This is a genomic window from Pseudotabrizicola alkalilacus (genome assembly GCF_003443995.1).
Taxonomy (GTDB): Bacteria; Pseudomonadota; Alphaproteobacteria; order Rhodobacterales; family Rhodobacteraceae; genus Pseudotabrizicola; species Pseudotabrizicola alkalilacus.
Genome location: NZ_QWEY01000006.1, coordinates 252930 through 272833 on the forward strand (window position 1 = coordinate 252930; position 19904 = coordinate 272833).

Sequence of the window (19904 nt, forward strand, 5' to 3'; positions counted from 1 at the left end):
TCTCAGCGGATCGGGTGGTGAACGGTGACTAGTTTGGTGCCATCGGGAAACGTGGCCTCGACCTGCACGGAATGGATCATCTCAGGCACGCCGGGCATGCACTGATCGGCAGTGATCACGCCCGCCCCCGCCTCCATCAGATCGGCCACGCGACGACCGTCGCGCGCGCCCTCGACCACGAAATCGGTGATCAGCGCGATGGCCTCGGGGTGGTTCAGCTTGACGCCGCGCGCCAGCCGGCCACGGGCGACCATGGCGGCAAGGCTGATCAGCAGCTTGTCTTTTTCGCGGGGGGTCAGGTTCATGGTCTCTCCTTTACATCTGCCAGACGCGCGGCAGGGGCGCGCCCCGGCGCAGCACCGCAAGGCATCGGGCAATCTGCCGCCGCAGCGGCCAGCCATCCGCCGCCATCATCCGCAGCATCAAGCGGCCATCTGGCGCTGACGCGGCGGCGGTGACGCCGGGTTCATCCAGCACGGCGCGCAGCGGGTCCAGCAGATCGGCGACACCCTGCCCCAGCATGGCCAGCGAGGCAAAGGCCCGTGCCCCCATCAGCCCCGCCGCCCCGGTCTGCAAGGCGCGGTCACCCAGCACCAGCGGCTCCACCATCACCGGGCGGCCCGACTGTCGGATCTCGCGCCAGTCGCGCAAGGCAATCTTTGTCACCGTCTCACCCATCGCGGCCCGGCCCAGCACCACGCTTTCCAAGAGCAGGCACCCCGCGCCGGGGGCAAGGTCAAGCACCGTGCGGCGGTCCAGGCGGCTGTCGTCAAACAGGATGGTTTCCTGCGGCAACCACTCCAGCCAGCCGCCCTCGCCCACCTCCATCGTGACCCGCACCCGCGCGGCCCCGCCGGACGAGCGGTAGGCCCGTTCCGCCGTCTGCGTGGTGGCCACCGCCCGCGCGCGCGGGCCAAGCTGCACCGCATAAGACAGCATATCGCCGCCGGTCAGCCCGCCGGAGGTGTTCAGAAACACCACCTCGGGCAGGCCATCGCGGCCACGGGGCCCATGCGGCAGAATGCACTTGGCCGATCCCTGCTGGCGCAGGCCGGTCAGCCGCATTCCCACAGGGCCGCAAACAAGCGTCACCGAGGCTTCGCCCCGGCTGCGCTGCATCGGCTCGGTGATCGGTGCTGCAAACATGGTCCCCCGCTTTGCCACAGGCTGCGGCGGCGCGACGGCAGGCTCAATGCGCGATCTGGGGGGACGGGTGGGTCAACGGGGTGCAGAGCGCATCATCGCCCAAAGCGCATGCGGTACGCCTGGAATTTCAGCATAGTTGAAATAAGACTGCGCCAACTGCCCGATCAATACGCACCCCGCGCCAGAGCAACCGCACCAAAGGTGCGAAAGATCAACGCAAGGTCACCCCACAAGCTTGCAGATGTCAGGTAATCCACATCCAGCGCCACCATCTCGTCAAAGCCGATATCGGCGCGACCGGACACCTGCCACAGCCCGGTCAGACCCGGCAGACCCGCCAGCCGCTGCAAGGCCTGCGGCGAATACAGCGCCACCTCTTCGGGCAGCGCCGGGCGCGGGCCGACCAGCGACATCTCGCCCCGCAGCACGTTCCACAATTGCGGCAGCTCATCCAGAGACGAGCGGCGCAGCAAGCGTCCGATCGGGGTCACGCGCGGGTCGTCCTTGTGTTTGAAACACAGGCCGGTGCGATCAGATTGGGCCAGCAGCGCCGCCCGGCGCGCCTCGGCATCGGGATACATGCTGCGAAATTTGACCATGCGGAACCGGCGGCCATTCTGCCCCACGCGAGTCTGGAAAAACAGCACCGGCCCGGGCGAAGACAGACGAACGGCAAGCGCCAGCAGCATCACCAGCGGCAAAATCACCGGCAGGGCCAGCAGGATCAGCCCCAGATCCAGCGCGCGTTTGTGACGCGCGGGCGCAATGCCGGAAACGGCCAAGGGCCGCGTACAGGAAAGGGTGGACATTGGCAGCATCCCCAAGGCGCGAGTCGGGCATTCCCGAAGGACTGCACATAAGCCCGAATCCGCTGAGATCTCAGGGGAATTTCAACCTTGGCGTAACCACGACTGGAAAGTGACGCCACGTCAGACACGCTGTGGTTGCATCCCATTGGGCCGCTACCCGCGCAGGAATGCCTCCACCTCGGAACGGGTCGGCATCGCGCTGGCCGCCCCATGCCGCGTGACCGAAATTCCGGCCACCGCCGCGCCAAACTGCAGCGCTTGTTCCATGGCCGCGCCTTGCGACAGGGCAACCGCCAGACCGCCGTTGAACGCGTCTCCAGCCCCGGTGGTATCCACCACCGGACCAGACGCACGGGCAGGCACATGCAGGCTTTGGCCGCCCTTGCGGTACAGCACACCCTTTTCGCCCATGGTGATGATCGCCGCCCCGACACCTCGCGCGATCAGCCGGTCGGCGGCGGCTTCGGCATCGGCGAAGGTGGTTACGGTCACGCCGGTCAGCCCTTCGGCCTCGGACTCGTTGGGGGTGATCAGGTCGCACAGCGAGAGCATCTCATCCGTCAGCTCAGCCGCAGGTGCCGGGTTGAGGATGGTACGCACGCCTGCCCCGCGCGCGATACGCAGCCCGTGTTCGGCGGCGTCCAGCGGTTGCTCCAGCTGGGTCATGAACAGGCCCGCGCCCTCGATCAGACCGCGTCGCGCCTCGACATCGGCGACCGAAATCCGGGCGGCGGCACCCTGCGCCACGATGATGGCATTCTGCCCGGTCGCGGCCTCAAGGAAAATGAACGCCGATCCGGTATAGCTGTCGGGGTCTTCGGTCACATCGGGGGTCACCCCGGCGTCGCGCCACAGATCGCGGGCCATATCTGCAAAGGCATCGCGGCCCAGACGGGTAATGAAATGTACATCCCCCCCGGCCCGCGCCGCCGCAACCGACTGGTTGGACCCCTTGCCCCCCGGCCCCAAGCGGAAGTGGTGGCCAAGGATCGTCTCTCCCAAACGGGGCAGACGATCGGCGCGATAAGCGGCATCAGCGACAAAAATCCCAAGGATGACAATCTGTTGCGACATGTTTATGCCTCTGGCCCGATCACGCCTTTGCGCAGCATGATACAGCCATAGAACCGCCGTTCGCCGGTCTGGATCACCGCATAGGCGCCTTTTGCCAGATCGTAAAAGTCAAAGCGTTCAATCCCCGGCAACGGCCTGTGCTTGCCTTCGGCCCGGTCCACCTCGGCCTGAACTTCGGCCTGCACCTCGGGCACGGCAGAGGGGTCACCCACCACCTGCATCCGCCCGGCGAAATCAGGGACAAAGGTATCAAGCGGCAGAACCGACAGGATCGCCTGCACCGCCTGCGCCGATGTCAGATTCTCCATCCGAAGCAGTTTGCCGACGGGGGTGGTGCGCGCAATGCTGTCAGCGGGAAAATTGGTATCGACCACGACGATGTAGTCGCCATGCCCCATGGCACGCAACGTTCCCAGAACATCGGCATTCAGCCGATGATCAATTCCTTTCAGCATCGTCGTCCCTCCCGCTGCGCCACATCCGCTGTGCGCCTGTTGCGGGCAGATTGCCCCGTCCCACGGCGGGCTGCAAGAGGCTACAGGAGCGGCCGTTTCTCTGCCGGTCCATCCGACAGATTTGCCAGATCGGCCAAGGCCTTGCGGTCAGGAATGTGCAGAACGCCCCGCGACCAGTCCATCAGCCCGGCGGCGCGAAAGCGTTGCAACCGCTTGTTGGTATGCACCAGCGACAGGCCAAGCGCATCGGCCATATCCTGTTGGCGGTACGGCAACGACATCTTGCCATCCGTCACCAGCCCAAGGCTTTCGCCACGCCGGAAGATCCGCAGAAACGCCCAGGCGAGCGCTGCAGAGGCGTCGCGCTGCCCGATGGTGGCGACGGTTTCCCCCAGAAAATGCTCTTCGATCGCAGCGATCCAGGTCAGATCATAGGCTCGCGCCGGGTTGGCCTGAAACAGCGACCACAACGCGCTTCGGTCAAAGACACACAGCACCATCGGTGTCGTCGCCTCAACCGAGTGCCCCATCTCACCCATCAGCCCTGCCTGCAAGCCAAGGAAATCACCCGGAAAAATCAGGTTCAGCACCTGACGTTGCCCGCCCTCCAAGGTTTTGTGACGCAGGCCCAGACCGCTCAGCACCGTATAGAGCTGACCGCTCGGCTCGCCTTCGGACAGGATGGTGGCACCGCGGGCGACTGACAATTCCCCTCTCTTGAAACGCTCCATGAACCGGATTTCATCCTCGGTCATGGGCAGAAAGGCGTCGCATTGGCGCAAGGGACAGGCGCGGCAGATGGTTTTCAACATTTCCTCCACAACTATGTCACAGTTAACTGCAGCTCGGCGATTTTGGTTCCATGACATCCTTCTTTGAAGGAGACTGATATGCCGAAAACGATCCTTATTCAGGACCCCGACGTGCTGATCAGCCTCGATCTGGCGCAAACCGTGATGGAAGCCTGGCCTGACGCCAGTGTGATCCTGTGCCGCGAGGCCAGGCATATCCTGGCGCTGTTGTCCGACGGGCAAGAGCCTGACATGCTGATCATGCGCCAGTCCATGCGTGGCGCGCTTGCGGCGGGATTGGACCGTCTTGTTGGAAATCCACGCATCAATGTCCTGCTGACCGAGGCCGATCACGACGAGGAGCACAGTATCGCTGAAGCAGGGTGGCGCGCCCTTGACATGCCGTTTTCTGCGTTGCAAGTGCGCGAAGCCCTACGGGATGTCTGCCCAGAGCCGGATCCTCGCGCGGAAAGCCATTGCACTTCCATTGGCCTGGGATAATCTTTGCCGCACGCCGGGCCGGTACCGGACATAGGGTAGCGAATGGAACAGTTGCGACTTTGGGCAGTGGCAGAGCGCAGCTCTGCCTATCAGGTTGTTTTCGCCAGCCTTGCGATCATCATTTCCATCGCGCTGCGCAGCTATCTGGAACCGGCCCTGCCGCCTGGCTTTCCTTATCTGACGTTTTTTCCAGCCGTGATCCTGACAGGATATTTCGCCGGAACACGGGCGGGCATTGTTGTCGCTGTGGCCTGCGGTCTGGCCGCATGGTACTGGTTTCTGGTGCCCGAAGACAGTTTTGCCCTGTCGCGGCCCATGCTTCTGGCGCTGGGTTTCTATGTGTTCATCTCGACCACAGAACTGCTGCTCATTCACGCCATGCGCTATGCCCTGAGCAAGCTGGAGATCGAAAAAGAGCGCTCTGACACGCTGGCACGGGCCAACAAGACCATGTTCCACGAATTGCAGCACAGGGTCTCGAATAACCTGCAGGTCGTGGCCTCGCTGCTGAAAATGCAGCGGCGCAATGTCGTTGATGAGGGTGCGCGCGCGGCTCTGGATGTGGCAACGGCCCGCTTGCATGTCGTGGCCAGCATCCAGCGCCAGTTGCACAACCCCAAGCGCCAGAGCACCGACATGGGCCAGCTGATGCGCGATGTGTTGCCCGAAGTGGTCAGCAGCTACGCCCTGTCCGACCGCATGATCCTGGATTTCGATGTCGAGCCGGTGATTGTCACCGGGGATCAGGCCACGCCGCTGGCGCTGATCATCGTGGAGCTGGTGTCGAACGCCGTCGAACACGCCACGCGCGATGAGGGCCAGACCCATCTGCACCTGACCATGCGCAGCCGGGGCGCCGAAGCGATCATCATCGTGCAGGACGACGGAAAAGGCCTGCCACCGGATTTTGCACCGGAAAAATCCCGCAGCCTTGGTCTGCGCGTTGCCCTGCAGTTCACCGAACAGCTTGGGGGCAAGCTGGTGTTTGAAAACGTCAACGGCACCCGCGTCACGCTGACCATCCCGCTGGATCTGGGCGACGACAGATAGCTCCGCCCGGTTTACAAAAGCCAGACCACACCGCCGATGGCCAGAGCGGCCAAGGCGATTGCCACCAGCGCGATGGTCAGGCGGCCCGTCAGCATCGACAGGGACAGTGCAGAAATCAATGTGGCCGCGATCGACGACGAGAACGGGATCAGTTCCATCATCGGCATGGCCAGCCCCAGACACAGGCACAGCAGCGCCAATAGCGGGGTCCACCATGTATCGTCCCCGCCGCCCGGTCTGGCGGGGACCAGCCCATCCAGACGTCTGGCAGGCTTGCGCAGCCAGGCCAATGCACGGCGCAAGGCAGGCCCCGGCAGGCTACGGGTTCGGATCAACTCGGGCAGCCACACCTTTTGCCGGCGCAGCAGAATCTGGCCGGAAATCAGCGCGATCACAGTTCCGCCGACAATCGACGCACCCGGCACCCCGCTCAGCGGCGAGACCAGCAAAAGGGCCGGTACCAGCAGAACCGCCGCTATCGATGACCGCCCCATCGCATCCACCAGATCCCCCAACAACACCCGCTCTGCCCCGCCCACGGCGGCCTGTAACTGCCCCACCACGCCTTTCAGATCAGACGCATCATCGTCTGACGCAGGATCGGCCGATTTTCTGGGGTCAGATGGCTGCGGGTTTTGCATGGCTGACATGGTTTGCTTTTATCCTTTGTGTCTGATCAGACATGCACGCGCCAGATCAACGCCGCTTTGGCCGCGGGGTTCCGGCTCGTGTCACAGCCGTGACCGCCTTCACATGGGCAATTCCCCGCCGACCCGCAAGTGCGTGGGAACAAACACCCCCCGGTCGGCGTTAAGGCCTCGTCGCGTCCGCAGGGACGTTTCGACCCAAGGAGCGAAATGATGACTGCCACCGCTGTTCCGCACCCGATGCTTTCCTCCGGTTCCCCCAGTCTGAAACTGCCCTGGATGCTTGCCCTGATCCACGCCGGGGCGCAGCATGCACAACCGGGTGAGGTGGTAACAGAGGCCAAGGGTGACGCCAAAGATGCAGTCCATTATGTGTTGTGTGGCTCTGGTCCCGGCACGGTCGAGGCCGGGACAGATTTCCTTACCGCCGTCGCAAAGGCCCGCAAGCTGGTCGCCACCGGCGCGCGCCGGATTGTGTTCCTGACCTTTGGCGACATCCAAGGCGGCCCGATGCATCAGTCGCTGATCAGCTTTGCGCGCCATGCCGGGCGGGCCTTGACCGCCAATACCGCCGAATTTGCGGTCATCCCGATTGACCAGCCCTCGCCCACCTGCACTCTGCTCGCGGAACAGTTGCCGCTGACAGTCCCGAAATCCGGACCAGACAATCGTTTGCACTCGCATGTAAACCGGTTGATTTGCCCGCCTGAGAGCTGACGTTGCGCAGGGCCATCTGACAATTGCCTCTGCGCCATGCGGGGAGCTGCCATTTAAACAGGCCAGCGAGAACTGAACACCTTGTCAGACAGAAAAAGGCCGCCCCGAAGAGCGGCCTTTCCCCGTGTGGGATACCGTCCGCGCCAGCGGTCAGACTGGGGGCTTTCCGCGCACAGCGCGGGCGATCATCGCCACGACGAACAACACGATGAAAACAAAGAACAGGATTTGCGCAATCGAGGCCGAAGCGCCCGCGATTCCGCCAAAGCCAAGGGCCGCTGCAATCAATGCCACGACCAGAAACGTCAATGCCCAACCAAGCATGGTGATCTCCTTTATCTGGTTCAGGTTTCTGCGCCGTAGCGCTCATGCTTGGTCAACGTGCGCTTTGGGCTCAGGTTCCGCTGCCCCGGTCAAAAACATCGGCGACGCAAAGAGGGAGGGACGGAATGCGACATTCAATTGCGACTGCAAATGCGCCCGACAACGGATCCCTGAGATTTTCGTTACTATTCATAATTTTACCTATGGTTCATCCTTGGAATGAACGAACTGCCTTCCAAGGATGACAATCTTTTCAATGCGGACGAAGATTTCCATCCACCGGCGGAACCCGAATGCGAAAGCTGCGTTTACACATCACAAGGTCGTGGTTGAAAGGCCACGACATGAATGCCAAGCCGCAAAGGACACGCAATGAACCAATTGAGCATGTTTGAATTGTCCGGCTTTGGCGGGCTTCTGATCCTGGCGCTGGACTTGTGGGCGATCATTTCGGTGTTCAACTCCACCGTGAGCACCGGCAAAAAGGTGATCTGGACCTTGCTGATCTTGTTCTTGCCGATCATCGGGTTCATTCTCTGGCTGATCATGGGTCCACGCGCAGCACAGCGCAGAATATGACCCCGGACAGGCAGGAATAACTGATGGCACGCTCGGGATTCGAAGGCTTGATCGTTCCGTTGCTCGACCTTGTGATACTTGGTCGTCGGGCGATTGCCTTGCGCTTTGCTTTGGCAAAGGCAGAGTTGCGGCTTCGGGCGTCCTCGGTCGTGACCGCGCTGCTGCTTGGCGTGATCGCTCTGGCGCTGTTCATGATCATGCTGGTGCTGCTGGTTCAGGCCGGAGTGCTTGGTCTGAGCGCGTTCGGCTTCACACCTTTGCAGGCCTTGCTGGTCGTGGCGGCGGTGTGTGGGCTGATCGCAGTTGCTTTGGGTCTGATTGCGCGGTCCTGCCTGCGGCGGGCCACTCTACCTCTGAAATCCCTTGGGGGCACGGGCGAGGATCTTCCGGCCACGCGCCCCTGAAGAAACATTAACAAGGAGACTGACATGGCACGCTCCCGTAAATCCGAGGCGCTGTTCAATGAAGCACGCGCCACCGAAGACGCCCTTCGCGCTGCACTCGGCCGCTTGACGGGCCGACTGACCGGTAACCGCACTTCGTCTGATGATCTGCTGGGACTGGCGACCGGCCCGCTGGGTCAGACGGTTCTGGCCACCGCTGCCGCGCGTGCGCTGCGCACTTATCCACTGGCGACCGTGTTGGTGGGGGCTGGTCTGGCCTGGCTGACCTTTGGCCCGCGCAGCGAAGAAAGCCTGACCGACCGCGTCTCTGACACGATCGAAGACTGGCAGGCCCGCGCTGATGATGCGCGCGAGGCCGCTCGGGAACGTCTGGCTGCGCTTTATGACGATATGGCTGAGCGGGGCCATGATGCGGCAGAGTTTGCCCGTGAAAAGGCAACCGTTACCGCTGATCTGGCCGCAGATCTGGCCTCGGCCTTTGGTCACGGCCTGTCGGACATGACCTCTGACGCCGCCGACCGGATCATCGCCGCCCGCGAGCGTGCCTATTCTGCCTTTGCCTCGGGTGCCGAGGCGGTCGAAGACAAGTACGACGAGCTGACCGAAGAGGTGGATGACCGCAACATCCTTCGCCGCCACCCGGTTGCCTCGGCGGCTGTCGCGGTGGCGCTGGGGGCCGCACTGGCCACCGCGCTGCAAGCCAACCGCCGCGAGGGCGAGTCGCTGGCAGACTCCGCTGAGAACCTGATGGCAAAGGCCCGCAAAACCTTTGACACCGAGCGCAAAGCCGCAGGCCGGGCCATTGGCGAGGCGGCAAGTGCCCTGCGCGCCCGTGGCACCGAGGCCGCTTTGGCAATGGTTTCGGATCTGACCGAAATTCTGGAAAACGCCCGCGACAAGGGCCGTGACATGGCCGATGCGGTCGAAGATGTGTCCGAAGATGTCGAAGAAACCGCGCGCAAAACCACCCGCCGCGCGGCGGCCAAGGTCAATGGCGCGGCGAAACGGGTCAGCGCCCAGACCCGCAGCCGTCGCAGCGCCACGCAAAAGCTGGCGGACAAACTGACCGGCGGCCGCCCGAACTAAGGGCGACACTGTCTTTCCACCGCCTCCTCAAGGCACCCCACCTGACCCATGGCCCCGGCCATGGGTCTTTTTCTGTTGGGTCAAACCAGTTCGGGCGGCAGGAACGGGATCGCGGTACCAAACTTCTCTGCCACCCGCACATCATAGGGCAGCACAAAACCCTGACGGTCCTCGGGCGTGCGGGCGGTGTTCGACAACGCCAGCCCGCGCCATGCCGCAACTGCCGTTTCCGGCGTGAAAAAGCGGTCATCGGCCCCACCGGGCAACCAGTGTGACATGCAGCGCTTGCGCACATCTGCGACCACCTGCGGTTCGGTCAACTGCACCCCGGCTTCGGTATCCCAACGCATGGACCGGCCGTTCAGATTGGCAGAGGACACGATCGCCACCGTGTCAAACACCGACACCTTGGCATGAATGTAGATCAGCGGCGCATTGGCCAACTGGTCGCGCCCGTGCTTTTGCTGCGGCTGTGCCCGCTTTTGCTGCGCGGCGCTGCCAATGAACAATCGCTTGCCAAAGGCCCGCTGCAACCGGCGCAGGCAACGCGCCTGATGCCATTCGCCCAGCTGCGAATCCAGCCCCTCGCGCCCGTCAAAGGCCAATTCTTCCGGCGCACCGGGCAGCATCAGGATCAGCTCCAGATCCGGGGACTTTGCTGCCGCATCACACAGCGCACGGGTGAGCCTGCTGTCACGAAAATACTGGCTTTCCAGATAGATCAGCCCCCGCGCCCGCGCAATCGCCGCGCAATGGGCGTCAAAGATACTCTGCACCACCGGCTTTGGCCCAAACCGTACCAAGGGCCTGCGCCGCTGTTGTGACAGGGTGACCAGCAGCGCGCCGGTGTCGATGGGCGGCACCTGACCGGCCGTAACCGCCTGAAACACCTCCAGATGCAGGGCGGCATCGGCGGCAACCGGCCCTTCCAGCAGCACCTGGACATCATGCCAGGTCTGATCCGCCGATTGCTCGTGCTCGGGGCTGTCAAAGCGACGCTCATTCAGATCCAGCCCGCCGATATACAGCCGCTTGCGGTCAAACACCGCGATCTTCTGGTGGTGCGTGCCCGGAAACAGCCGTGGCAGCGGCCAGAGCCGGGGCCGCACCCGGCCATCCCCGCCAACCACCGTTAGTGCCCGCACCCCCGGCATGTCGCGCAGCGCAGCGGCCCGGATCTCAGCCGGTTGACGGTTCAGCCAGCGGCTGGTGCGCCAGATCCGTGACATGATGACCGGCGACAGCAGCAAACGCGGGAGTGATCCGGTTTGCGCCGGATGGCGCGCCGCCGACGCCGTCAACCGAGCCGCCCCCGGCCCCGCCACCTCTGCCGCCGCCTGCAACAATCGCAGACTGCGCCAGGTGCCACGATGCATGGCCGCGCGGGCAATCGGGTCAAAGTCAGACAGCGTCAGCGTGATCTGCACCCCGCGCTGCAGGCAATGCACGATCAGATCAAACCAGCGCTCCCCCACCGCTTTGCCTTCAGCGGACCGCAGTCGGGTTTCGGGGTCAAACACCAGAAAGCTGGCGATGATTTCGGATTGCGCGTCCAGAAAGGCCCGTTCAAGCGCCGGGTAAGCCTCGGCTGCGGTAATGAACAGCTGCGGGGCCTGAGGCCCTGAGGTGCCGTTGTCGCGCATCATGCACCCCATCTGTCCCGTGTGGACAAAAATCGTCTGCAATCTGTCCTGACGTCAGGACAAATCATCTTCGTCGTCAATGACAGCCTGCGGTGGCACTTTCGGGGCGACCCGCTCTTCACCCTCGGTCAGGGGCCGCAGCGGGAAATCCATCGTCAGCAGATAGCCGTCACCATCGCGCCCGCGCGTCACCTTGCCATTCAGCTGTTGGGAAAAGGCGGTCAGCAGTTGTGAGCCAAAACCATCGCTTCCCACGGCCACCGGCGCTTCGCCACCGGCAGTCTGGGGCAACAGGCTGTTGCACAGGGAAAACCGCGCCATGCCCTCGCCGATCCGCTCCAGCCGCAACCCCACACGCGACCGCGCAGCGCCCCCGGCCCAGGAATGCTTGATCACATTGGCCATGCCTTCGGTCAGGAACAAAGCCAGAGGCACTGCCTGATCCGGGGTCAGGCGAATATCGTCGACATTGGCATCCAGCTCGAACCGCCGCCCCGGCGCCGAACCGATGCGCAGCAGATCGTTCGCCACACGCGGCAGCAGCTCATCTGCGCGCACGTCGGTCAAACCGCTGGTCTGATACAACTCACGGTGAACGGTCGCCAGACTGATCACCCGGTCCTGCACGGTGCGCATCGCCTCTTTTGCCTCGGTGGTGCGGGCACCACGAAGCTGCATATTCAGAATGGAAGCAATGAGTTGCAGATTGTTCTTAACGCGATGATGCACCTCGCGTAGCAGCACTTCCTTTTGGTGGATCGTGTTTTCCAGATCGGCCTCGTTGCGCACGACCGCTTCGGTCATCCGCTCATAGGCGCGCCCCACAGAGCGTAGCTCCAGCGCCGCCCCGTCCATGTTCAGCGCCGGCAATTGCCGCTGACCGGCGGCAAATGCAGTGATCCGGTCACGCAATGACCGTACATGGCGCAGCACCTGACTTTCCGACGCCAGCCAGGCCACCAGCAAACTGGCCGCCCACATCAGCATGGGGAACAAAAACGCCGGGAATGCACCTTCGAAAATCGTGTTGTCCAGACGGTTGGCGGGCCATGACCCCAGCAGATACAGGCTTCCGGCCTGCAACGGCACCACGGCAAAAGCGCGGCGTTCGCCCGAGGGGGTCACCGCCATGAAACTCCGGCCCTCACCTTGGGCAAAACTGGCCAGAGTGCGCCCGACAGGCAAACTCTGTTCTGCCGCTTCCATGCCGATCGAAGAGGTCAGCAGCGCCCCGTCCGCATCAAAGGTGATCAGTGAAAGCGGATTCTGACTATCGCCCGCGCGCGGTTGAGTGTGTTGATCCAGCCCGCTGTGGGGCAACGAGACAAAGGCGAACCCTGTCAGGTCACCCGTCCTATCCCGTACCGGATGCGACAGGATCAGGACCGAGGTTTTTGACACCGGCCCATAGGGATTGACCGCCATCTTTGGGCCGGGGTGTTCCAGCAATTGCGCCATGACAGCACTGCCTGACAGATCGCGTTGCTCATTTCGCGCCCCGCACAGCATCTGACCGTCACGGTCCACATAGCCCGCGAACGTCACAAGCCCGATGTTGGCCGCAACCACATTGTCCATCAAGGACCGGCAGGCATCCAGATTGGCCAAAGTATCCAGCGGCAGCACCGACGGCAGGACAGCCGCAAGAGTTGCCGCCTTGGCCTGCGCCTTGACGATTTCGGCAATCAACGGGTTTGCCGCAATCAGGGTTTCGCCCTTGATCACATTGGTCACCCGCGCCTCTGCCAGTTGCGCAGTTTTCAGCCCTTGCACATAGCTGAGAATGGCAAGTGGCAACAACGCCACCCCCATCACAGCCATCAGACGGAAGCCGAGTCCGGCAAAACGCGGCCTCATTGCGGCCTCCTGTGTCATGCAGCCTGAATGCCTGACCGACCCATAACCGCCAGAGTCGCGCCGGATTGCTCGGCCAGAATGTCTTCGCCATCGGCCAGACCAAGCATCTCGCACAGCTTGGCCCGCGCCCGGTTTGCGCGGCTTTTGGCCGTACCAACCGCAACGCCCATCATATGAGCAGCCTCTTCATACGAATAACCATTGGCACCGACAAGGATCAGCACCTCACGATGTTCTGGCGACAGCTTGTCAAACGCCCGGCTGAAATCGGTAAAGGCCAGCCGTCCGTCGTGATGCGGTTTCTCGAACATCGAGGCGGCATGAATGCCGTCCGTGTCAGACACTTCGCGTCGGGTCTTGCGCTTGGACGAAAAGAAGGTGTTGCGCAGGATGGTGAACATCCACGCCCGCATATCGGTGCCGACGGTGAATTTTTCGATATTGGACCAAGCTTTCAGGATCGTCTCCTGCACCAGATCATCCGCCTCGCTCACATTGCGGGTGAGCGAGATCGCAAAGGCACGCAATGAGGGGATGTGATTGGCCATCTCGTCACGCGGGTCGGCATGAGTGACGGGCGCGGAGCTCATTTTTTTGACTCCTTGGCCTTCAGCTGCTCCAGCAGCAGCTTGAACCGATCAGGAACCTCCTCCTTGAGCGCATCTTCATAGACACGCTTCAGGTTCTCATCGATGTCCTTACGCAAGCTGGACTTCTGATTGTCACCGGCCATATGTTCCATCATCATACTACTCTACTGATCCCGTATTTATTCATGGAACCAAACGCGGCGCCAGAGCGTTTGGTTCCGTATAAAACGAAACTGGGGAGAAAATAATGACTGCCTCCGCGACCTTCGATCTGACTTCGGCAATTGCGGCCGACCTTCCCTTCCTGCGCCGCTATGCGCGCGCCCTGACCGGAAGCCAGGACAGTGGTGACCGCTATGCCGCCGCGACGCTGGAAAGCATCCTGATCGAAGACACCCCCGTGCGCGATGCAACCTCGCCACGGATCGGTTTGTTCCATTGCTTTCACCGGGTCTGGTCCAGCGCCGGCGCGCCACTGGAAACCGATGATGACATTCTGGCCAAGCGGGCACAGGTTCATATGGCTGGCCTGACACCAAACTCGCGTGAAGCTTTGTTGCTTCACGCCATCGAAGGGTTCGACCGGACCTCGATTGCCGAGATCATGGCTCATGACGAGGCCGAGGTTCAGGCGCTGCTGGATGCCGCCATCCGCGAGATGGAGGCCTCTGTCACCGGCAAGGTGATGGTGATCGAGGATGAAGCGATCATCGCCATGGATATCGTCGATATCGTTGGCCAGATCGGTCACAAGGTGACCGGCGTGGCCCGCACCCGCCGTGAAGCGGTGGAGCTTGCCGCTCGCGAACGGCCAGACCTGATTTTGTCCGACATTCAGCTTGCCGACGATTCGTCAGGCATTGATGCGGTCAACGACATTCTGGCCCAGTTCGATGATATTCCGGTCATCTTCATCACCGCCTTCCCCGAGCGGCTGCTGACCGGCGACAAGCCCGAACCTGCCTTCCTGATCACCAAACCCTTCTCGGAAGAGCAGGTCCGGTCGGCGGTCAGTCAGGCAATGTTCTTTGCTTCGACCGAGACGTTGCACGCCTGATCTTTCTGATTATCGGCTTGTCCCAGGAACAGCGCCTGCCCTTCCCGGCAGGCGCTTTTAATTTTGTGAACAGCAACCGCCATGGAACCCTTTGATCAAATCGGCGTTATTCCAACAAGCGCAGGGAAAGACTGCGCATCATTTGTACGAAAGGATCTCTCATGTTCCGCAAAATTCTGATGACGACCACCGCCCTGTTCTTTGCAACCACCGCCTTTGCGCAGGATACGATGGTCAAAGAGGTGGATGTGTCTGCTGACATCACCGCGATTTCCAACGCCGAGGCGGCTGCCTATTGGACCAATGCCGCAGACGATCTGGAAAACGCGATTGTGGCCCGTCTGGTTGACCGGATCGGCGAGGAAGGTTCGAAAATCTCTGTCGACATCGACGAGCTGTCGCTGGCAAATTCGTTCCAGAACCAGCTGGGTCTGGAAGATGCGGTGATGGTCGGCATGGTCAAAGTGACCAGCGAGACTGATAACGCCGATTTCGACACCTATGAGCTGACCGTCTCGGCACTGAGCGCGCAGGCCTTTGCTGCCGATGGTACTGTGCTTGAAGGCGCGTTCACCGATACGCCGGAATATTACGCGGCCCTGATTTCGGCATTTGCCGATGGCGTCGTTTCGCGTCTGAAGTAAACCATTCGATATCCGAAGAAAGGCCCCGGAGCGATCCGGGGCCTTTTGCATTTCAGAATGATCACTTCGCCGTCGCGCGCAGCATCCAGGCTGCCTTTTCATGAAAGGCGCAGCGGGCGGTCAGCAGATCGGCGGTCGCAACATCCTCGCCCTTTTCTGCCTGCGCGATCACGTCGCGCATCCGGCGCACCACAGCTTCGTGGTCACTGGCCAGGTCTTCGACCATTTCCTGCGCCGATCCCAGCTTGGCGGGATCGCTCACGCAGGACATTTTGGTAATCTCGGACAACTGGAACGGCGCGATCCGGCCAAGGGCGCGGATCCGTTCGGCCAGATCATCGGCGGCCTGAAACAGATCGGTATATTGCGCCTCGGTCAGAACGTGGATCGAGTGGAACATCGGGCCTTCGACATTCCAGTGAACAGCGTGGGATTTGAACAACAGCCGATACGTGTCGGAAAGAGCCGCGCTCAGCCCCTTGGCGATTGCGGTCACGCCGGTAATTCCGGTGTCGATCTTGTCCGAACCAGGCACGGCTTTCAGTGCTTCTGACATTGGAAATCCTTTCGGTAACGGGCAGCCGGACATGGCCGCCTTACACCGACAGAACGTCTGCCCCGGCACCGCGGTTCCCTAGCGTTCCTGCACCAGATCAGGAAAGGCCATCACCCGCCCGCGTCCGTCCCGTTTGGCTGCATAGAGGGCCGTGTCTGCGTCCTGCAACATCGCGTCACCCGTCAGCGGGGCGTAAAGTGTCGAGACTGTCAGCCCCACACTGGCCCCGATCTGGCAGATATGTCCTTCGAATTCGACCGGCCTGGCAATGGCGGCGACGATCCGGTTTGCTACTGCAATCAGCCGAGGCATTCTGATCAGGTCTGGCAACAGAATGACAAATTCATCCCCCCCCACCCGCGCGACCAGATCGCCGGACCGGGTTTCTGCCAGCAAGATCTGTGCCACCATCCGCAGAATATGATCGCCCGCTGCGTGACCCAGCGTATCATTCACAGCTTTGAACCTGTCCAGATCCAGACGCAGCAGGGCAAAGGGTGCCGCGCCCGCAACCGCCTGTGCCAGCCGCAGATCCAGCGCACGCCGGTTGCGCAGGCCAGTCAACGTGTCGGTCAGTGCCTGCTCTTCCGCTTGGATCTTTGCGCCCTGCAACCGCTGGTTCAGCCGCTGCAATTCGCCCAGCACCGTCCGTTTGACCTCGGCCAGATACAGCAGTTCGACCGTCAGATCGGTGGCGGCGAAATCCGCATTGGTCAGCGCATGGGCCCGCACCGCCTCGGCCACGCCGATCCCAAAGGACAGGTTCAGCACAATCCCCCCCGAGACATCGGCCATCGCCAGCCCCCGGAACGCAACATCGCCCCCGCGCAGGCCCAGATGCAACCGCTCGCCCTGTCGTGCGGACAGATCGGCCATCGCAGTCACCCCTGCCGGGCGACGCACATCGAACAGTTGAAAGAAGTCCTGCCCGGTCAGTGCCCCCCCCGCCCCGATCTTTGCCTGCGCGGCGATCTTGGCCAGTGTCGGGCCAAGCGCCGTGATACGTCCACAAGCCGACAGATGCAGATGCATCGGCATCAGCTGGTTCATTGCGGCCACAGGCAAGGTAATGCACCCCACACAACTGCCCGCAGTCGACATCCAGCCCTTATCCATATGCCGGGGCCTGCCTCATGGCACACCAATCGCCAGATCAAAGCGCCGCCCCTCGGCATGGGATTCGTCCAGCACCAGTATCGAGATCACATCGAATCCGCCCACGGGTGCCGCCATATCCAGCAGAACCAGCACGCCATAATCATCCGCCATCGCCCGCAACAGGCCGATCAGAACAAACCCGGCGCCGGGAAACGGCGGCTTGGCCCGCAGCGTAAAATGCCCGCCAGCCCGATCCTCCAGCAGCATTTCGGGCAAGTGCAGATCCGGAAGGGCCATCCGCGCCCGTTCCGGCAATTCTTCCAGCGAGTGCAGGAAATCGCGAAAGCAGATCCCGCCAAAGCGCAGCAGACGGCGCAACCCGTCGCGATCATGGTGTGAGACCAAAGCAGTGCCCATATCTTCCAGCATCGTTTCGCGCGTCTGACAAAGCTCGGCACAGGCGGCGCTGATCAGGGCATCGGTCAGGGCCGGATCATAGCGCAAAAGCGGTTCAAAACTGTCAAACGGCAGGTCTGCCCGATGCACAACCCGATGCCACAGCGCTGGGCCATGGCGTTGCCTGAGAAAATTCTCCAACGCGCGATTGAACAGCCCCTGCATGGCCCCTTCCCCCGATGTATGGGCAGCGATTCCCGCGAGGCTAGGGCAAAGGCATTAAGGAAAGCTTGCTCTGCAACCGCCCCCCGCCGGTTACGGTGCCAGAATCACGCCGCCGCCATCAGGCAGGGTCAACTGATTCAGGGCCAGCGGCATCGCCGGCGGCGGCGCCGCCTGCCAGGCCCGGATCAGGGCCTCGCCCGCCTCGTATTGCGGCAGTACCCCGTTCGCAGGCAGCACTTCGCGCAGCACCGGACCAAGGGCCGGGTCGTTGCGAAATCCGGTGAACTGCACAAAACCGCCCAGAGTGTAATCGAGCAGCAGCGCCTCTTCTCCCGGCAGACCGGGCACCAGATCGGCCACCACCATCACACAGCCCACACCGCCCCCCGGCATCTGGCGCCCGCAGCTTTCCCGCAGCGCAATCAGCCGGTACGTATCCATTGCAGTCAGGTACATATCGCGCGTCGCGGTCGCACCCTCGGGCTGCAACGGCAACATCTCGGCAACGGCAGTCAGCAAATCGTCACGACTGCCGTTTTCGCGTTGTGGCGCAGCCAGCACCAGACGCCGGGCCAGCGCCTCTTGTCCCGGCTCTGACGCCCGCGCATCAAGCTGTGCCCGCGCATCGGCCCCCGGCTTGCCCCAACGGCTGAGCAGGCTGGCATCCAGTTCGGCCACCGGCAGCCGCCCGTCATCCAGCCGGGCCATCAGGCTGCGGGCAGACAGGCGCTCGGCGCTCAGGATCGGGGTCATCGCCAGTCCAGCCACCAGCAGCAGCGCCAGCGCCATCACCACATTGGCTTGCCGGATCCGCGCCATCCAGCCGGACCCACGCACCACCGCCAGCGCATAAAGCACGCCGTAGCCAACCCCCAGCGCAGCCACCTGCGCCGCAAACACCCGCTCCGGCGTCCAGCCATATTGCGCCACCCGCACCCAGACCGCCCAGGCGCCCAGCCCGGCAAGCAGCGGCAGCATCAGCGCCATCGCCTGCGCCGCCCGCGCCAGCAGCGGGCTTTTCGTGGCCTCGGTGTCGTCCTGATCGACCACCGTTGTCACCAGCGTCGCCACCGCCCCCGCCATCACCAGCAAGGTCAGCGCAAAGGACCAGACCCCAAACAGCCCCGACACACCGCGCACCGGCAGGGCCAGCAGGAACACCGCCGACACCACCAGCACCACCGGCAACAACAGCCGCAACAACCGCAGGATCAGATAGGGGCTGACGTAATCCGACAGCTCCTGCACCACCGCCAGCCCCAGCCCCAGCACGCCGCCCGTGATCAGCCACGTCATTGGACCCAGATCAATCATCCGGTCAATCAGGTCGATCCCCACCGCCTTGAGCAGCGCATCCGACAGCAGGATCACCGCCCAGACCAGCCCGACAAAGGCCCAGGCCGCCACCGCGCGCACCACGATTGCCCAGCTTTCGCCAAACAGCCGGCGATAGTCGCGCCAGTCGCCGGCGTGCCAGGCGATCCAGAACGGCAACGGCACCAGCGTCAGAACGACCGCGCCCAGCACCGCATGCGGGCTGTCCAGCACATCTTCGGCACTGACAAATCCGGCCGCCGCCACGCTCAGCAAAGCGGTGACCATGCTTGCGATGATCAGTGCACCGAGCGCGGCGCGCGCCACGGCAAGCGGCCCCGCCATCGCCAGCAGCGCGGTAAAGAAACACGCCACAAACGTCGCCACAGCCAGCAAGGGACGCCCGGTCAGAATCCCGGCTTCGGCCATCTGCGACAGGGCATACACACCCAGCCCCGCCGCGATGCCCATGGCCGTCAGAACCACCCGCGCTGTCATCTGCCTGTCCATGCCCTGCCCTTTGGCTGTCTTACCGGCGCGAAGGCTATCTGTCGCACGGCAAAAGGACCAGAGCCTGCGCAACCGTCGGATGAAAACCGCATCGCGCAGGCTGTCATTATAGTGTTACAAATCTGTCGCATGACAGTCACGCGCCTGCGGTACTCCCGGTAAAACTGAGTCGCCTCACCCTGGCGTGGCGCGCGGATCAAGGAAAGACATTGCCATGAAAGACATTCAGATTGAGGAAAGGGTCGTGAACGCCCAAAAAGCCAAGATCACGGCGCGGGGGGTGCAGGTGCATTATGGCACCACGCATGCGCTGAAGGATGTTGATGTCGATATCCTTGACAAGACGGTGACCGCGTTCATCGGTCCGTCGGGCTGCGGCAAATCCACCTTTCTGCGCTGTCTGAACCGGATGAACGACACCGTGGCCTCGG

General features: G+C 62.6%; 25 protein-coding genes. 9 read left to right on the plus strand and 16 right to left on the minus strand.

From position 1 onward, the window contains the following. Window positions 1–2: 2 nt before the first annotated feature. The 6 genes from D1012_RS12780 to D1012_RS12805 all read right to left on the minus strand — a co-directional run bounded on the left by D1012_RS12780 (window position 3) and on the right by D1012_RS12805 (window position 4296). Entirely contained in the window at window positions 3–305 is a 303-nt protein-coding gene (locus tag D1012_RS12780) for an urease subunit gamma (RefSeq protein WP_118152788.1), read from the minus strand. Window positions 306–315: 10 nt separating this feature from the next. Further along, a complete protein-coding gene (locus D1012_RS12785; RefSeq protein ID WP_118152790.1) occupies window positions 316–1146 on the minus strand; it encodes an urease accessory protein UreD in 831 nt (276 codons plus the stop codon). A 164-nt stretch (window positions 1147–1310) separates the two neighbouring features. Next, entirely contained in the window at window positions 1311–1955 is a 645-nt protein-coding gene (locus D1012_RS12790; RefSeq protein WP_354002038.1) for a sugar transferase, read from the minus strand. A gap of 153 nt (window positions 1956–2108) precedes the next feature. Continuing rightward, entirely contained in the window at window positions 2109–3029 is a 921-nt protein-coding gene (gene rbsK / locus D1012_RS12795; protein ID WP_199489495.1) for a ribokinase, read from the minus strand. 2 nt (window positions 3030–3031) lie between these two features. Then, a complete protein-coding gene (locus D1012_RS12800; protein WP_118152795.1) occupies window positions 3032–3484 on the minus strand; it encodes an RbsD/FucU family protein in 453 nt (150 codons plus the stop codon). Window positions 3485–3564: 80 nt separating this feature from the next. After that, on the minus strand, window positions 3565–4296 hold the full coding sequence (locus tag D1012_RS12805) for a Crp/Fnr family transcriptional regulator (protein ID WP_118152796.1): 732 nt from the start codon (window positions 4294–4296) through the stop codon (window positions 3565–3567). Between the two features lie 78 nt (window positions 4297–4374). On the opposite strand from D1012_RS12805, the gene D1012_RS12810 reads away from it, so the two are divergent. Together D1012_RS12810 and D1012_RS12815 are read left to right on the plus strand one after the other, a co-directional pair. Beyond that, complete coding sequence (locus tag D1012_RS12810) at window positions 4375–4776, plus strand: hypothetical protein (RefSeq protein ID WP_118152797.1); 402 nt, start codon at window positions 4375–4377, stop codon at window positions 4774–4776. A 42-nt stretch (window positions 4777–4818) separates the two neighbouring features. Further along, window positions 4819–5826: a sensor histidine kinase gene (locus tag D1012_RS12815; RefSeq protein WP_118152798.1), complete on the plus strand. Its 1008-nt coding sequence runs from the start codon at window positions 4819–4821 to the stop codon at window positions 5824–5826. 11 nt (window positions 5827–5837) lie between these two features. Here D1012_RS12815 and D1012_RS12820 read toward each other — a convergent pair whose 3' ends face one another. Then, window positions 5838–6476 (minus strand): exopolysaccharide biosynthesis protein, encoded by a 639-nt coding sequence (locus D1012_RS12820; RefSeq protein WP_118152799.1) that lies wholly within the window; start codon window positions 6474–6476, stop codon window positions 5838–5840. Window positions 6477–6686: 210 nt separating this feature from the next. Here D1012_RS12820 and D1012_RS12825 point away from each other — a divergent pair, with 210 nt between their 5' ends. Next, complete coding sequence (locus D1012_RS12825; protein ID WP_147335695.1) at window positions 6687–7190, plus strand: hypothetical protein; 504 nt, start codon at window positions 6687–6689, stop codon at window positions 7188–7190. Between the two features lie 150 nt (window positions 7191–7340). Here D1012_RS12825 and D1012_RS12830 read toward each other — a convergent pair whose 3' ends face one another. Further along, window positions 7341–7514 (minus strand): DUF1328 domain-containing protein, encoded by a 174-nt coding sequence (locus D1012_RS12830; protein WP_103333097.1) that lies wholly within the window; start codon window positions 7512–7514, stop codon window positions 7341–7343. 372 nt (window positions 7515–7886) lie between these two features. Here D1012_RS12830 and D1012_RS12835 point away from each other — a divergent pair, with 372 nt between their 5' ends. From D1012_RS12835 to D1012_RS12845, 3 genes are read left to right on the plus strand one after another with little or no spacing between them, the layout of a single operon-like run. Continuing rightward, window positions 7887–8093 carry a PLD nuclease N-terminal domain-containing protein gene (locus D1012_RS12835; protein WP_233517112.1) on the plus strand — a complete coding sequence of 69 codons (207 nt, stop codon included), beginning with the start codon at window positions 7887–7889 and terminating at the stop codon, window positions 8091–8093. A gap of 23 nt (window positions 8094–8116) precedes the next feature. After that, window positions 8117–8497, plus strand: a complete 381-nt coding sequence (locus tag D1012_RS12840; protein WP_118152801.1) for a phage holin family protein — start codon at window positions 8117–8119, stop codon at window positions 8495–8497. A 24-nt stretch (window positions 8498–8521) separates the two neighbouring features. Beyond that, on the plus strand, window positions 8522–9583 hold the full coding sequence (locus tag D1012_RS12845) for a hypothetical protein (protein WP_118152802.1): 1062 nt from the start codon (window positions 8522–8524) through the stop codon (window positions 9581–9583). Window positions 9584–9663: 80 nt separating this feature from the next. On the opposite strand, the gene D1012_RS12850 is transcribed toward D1012_RS12845, so the two are convergent. Genes D1012_RS12850 through D1012_RS12865 form a run of 4 tightly spaced genes read right to left on the minus strand, consistent with a single transcriptional unit; the run spans window position 9664 to window position 13828 of the window. Then, window positions 9664–11229 (minus strand): phospholipase D family protein, encoded by a 1566-nt coding sequence (locus D1012_RS12850; RefSeq protein ID WP_233517113.1) that lies wholly within the window; start codon window positions 11227–11229, stop codon window positions 9664–9666. A gap of 51 nt (window positions 11230–11280) precedes the next feature. Further along, window positions 11281–13083, minus strand: a complete 1803-nt coding sequence (locus D1012_RS12855) for a histidine kinase dimerization/phosphoacceptor domain -containing protein (protein ID WP_158569347.1) — start codon at window positions 13081–13083, stop codon at window positions 11281–11283. A 14-nt stretch (window positions 13084–13097) separates the two neighbouring features. After that, entirely contained in the window at window positions 13098–13673 is a 576-nt protein-coding gene (locus D1012_RS12860) for an RNA polymerase sigma factor (RefSeq protein WP_118152806.1), read from the minus strand. Continuing rightward, a complete protein-coding gene (locus D1012_RS12865) occupies window positions 13670–13828 on the minus strand; it encodes a NepR family anti-sigma factor (protein ID WP_233517114.1) in 159 nt (52 codons plus the stop codon). Before D1012_RS12865 ends, D1012_RS12860 begins: the two co-directional genes overlap by 4 nt. Window positions 13829–13920: 92 nt before the next feature. On the opposite strand from D1012_RS12865, the gene D1012_RS12870 reads away from it, so the two are divergent. Continuing rightward, window positions 13921–14730 (plus strand): response regulator, encoded by an 810-nt coding sequence (locus D1012_RS12870; protein WP_118152808.1) that lies wholly within the window; start codon window positions 13921–13923, stop codon window positions 14728–14730. Window positions 14731–14891: 161 nt separating this feature from the next. Beyond that, window positions 14892–15374 (plus strand): hypothetical protein, encoded by a 483-nt coding sequence (locus D1012_RS12875; protein WP_118152810.1) that lies wholly within the window; start codon window positions 14892–14894, stop codon window positions 15372–15374. Window positions 15375–15435: 61 nt separating this feature from the next. Here the strand turns inward: D1012_RS12875 and D1012_RS12880 are convergent, their stop codons facing one another. From D1012_RS12880 to D1012_RS12895, 4 genes are all read right to left on the minus strand, one after another. Continuing rightward, a complete protein-coding gene (locus D1012_RS12880; RefSeq protein ID WP_118152812.1) occupies window positions 15436–15930 on the minus strand; it encodes a Dps family protein in 495 nt (164 codons plus the stop codon). Between the two features lie 78 nt (window positions 15931–16008). Beyond that, entirely contained in the window at window positions 16009–16968 is a 960-nt protein-coding gene (locus tag D1012_RS12885) for a GGDEF domain-containing protein (protein WP_233517115.1), read from the minus strand. 93 nt (window positions 16969–17061) lie between these two features. Further along, window positions 17062–17649: a heme NO-binding domain-containing protein gene (locus D1012_RS12890; RefSeq protein ID WP_118152816.1), complete on the minus strand. Its 588-nt coding sequence runs from the start codon at window positions 17647–17649 to the stop codon at window positions 17062–17064. A 90-nt stretch (window positions 17650–17739) separates the two neighbouring features. Beyond that, a complete protein-coding gene (locus D1012_RS12895; RefSeq protein WP_118152818.1) occupies window positions 17740–19473 on the minus strand; it encodes a DUF4153 domain-containing protein in 1734 nt (577 codons plus the stop codon). 214 nt (window positions 19474–19687) lie between these two features. Between D1012_RS12895 and D1012_RS12900 the strand changes: the two genes are divergently transcribed. Continuing rightward, window positions 19688–19904, plus strand: a 217-nt coding sequence (locus D1012_RS12900; protein WP_118152820.1) for an ATP-binding cassette domain-containing protein, incomplete at its 3' end; no start/stop codon positions are given.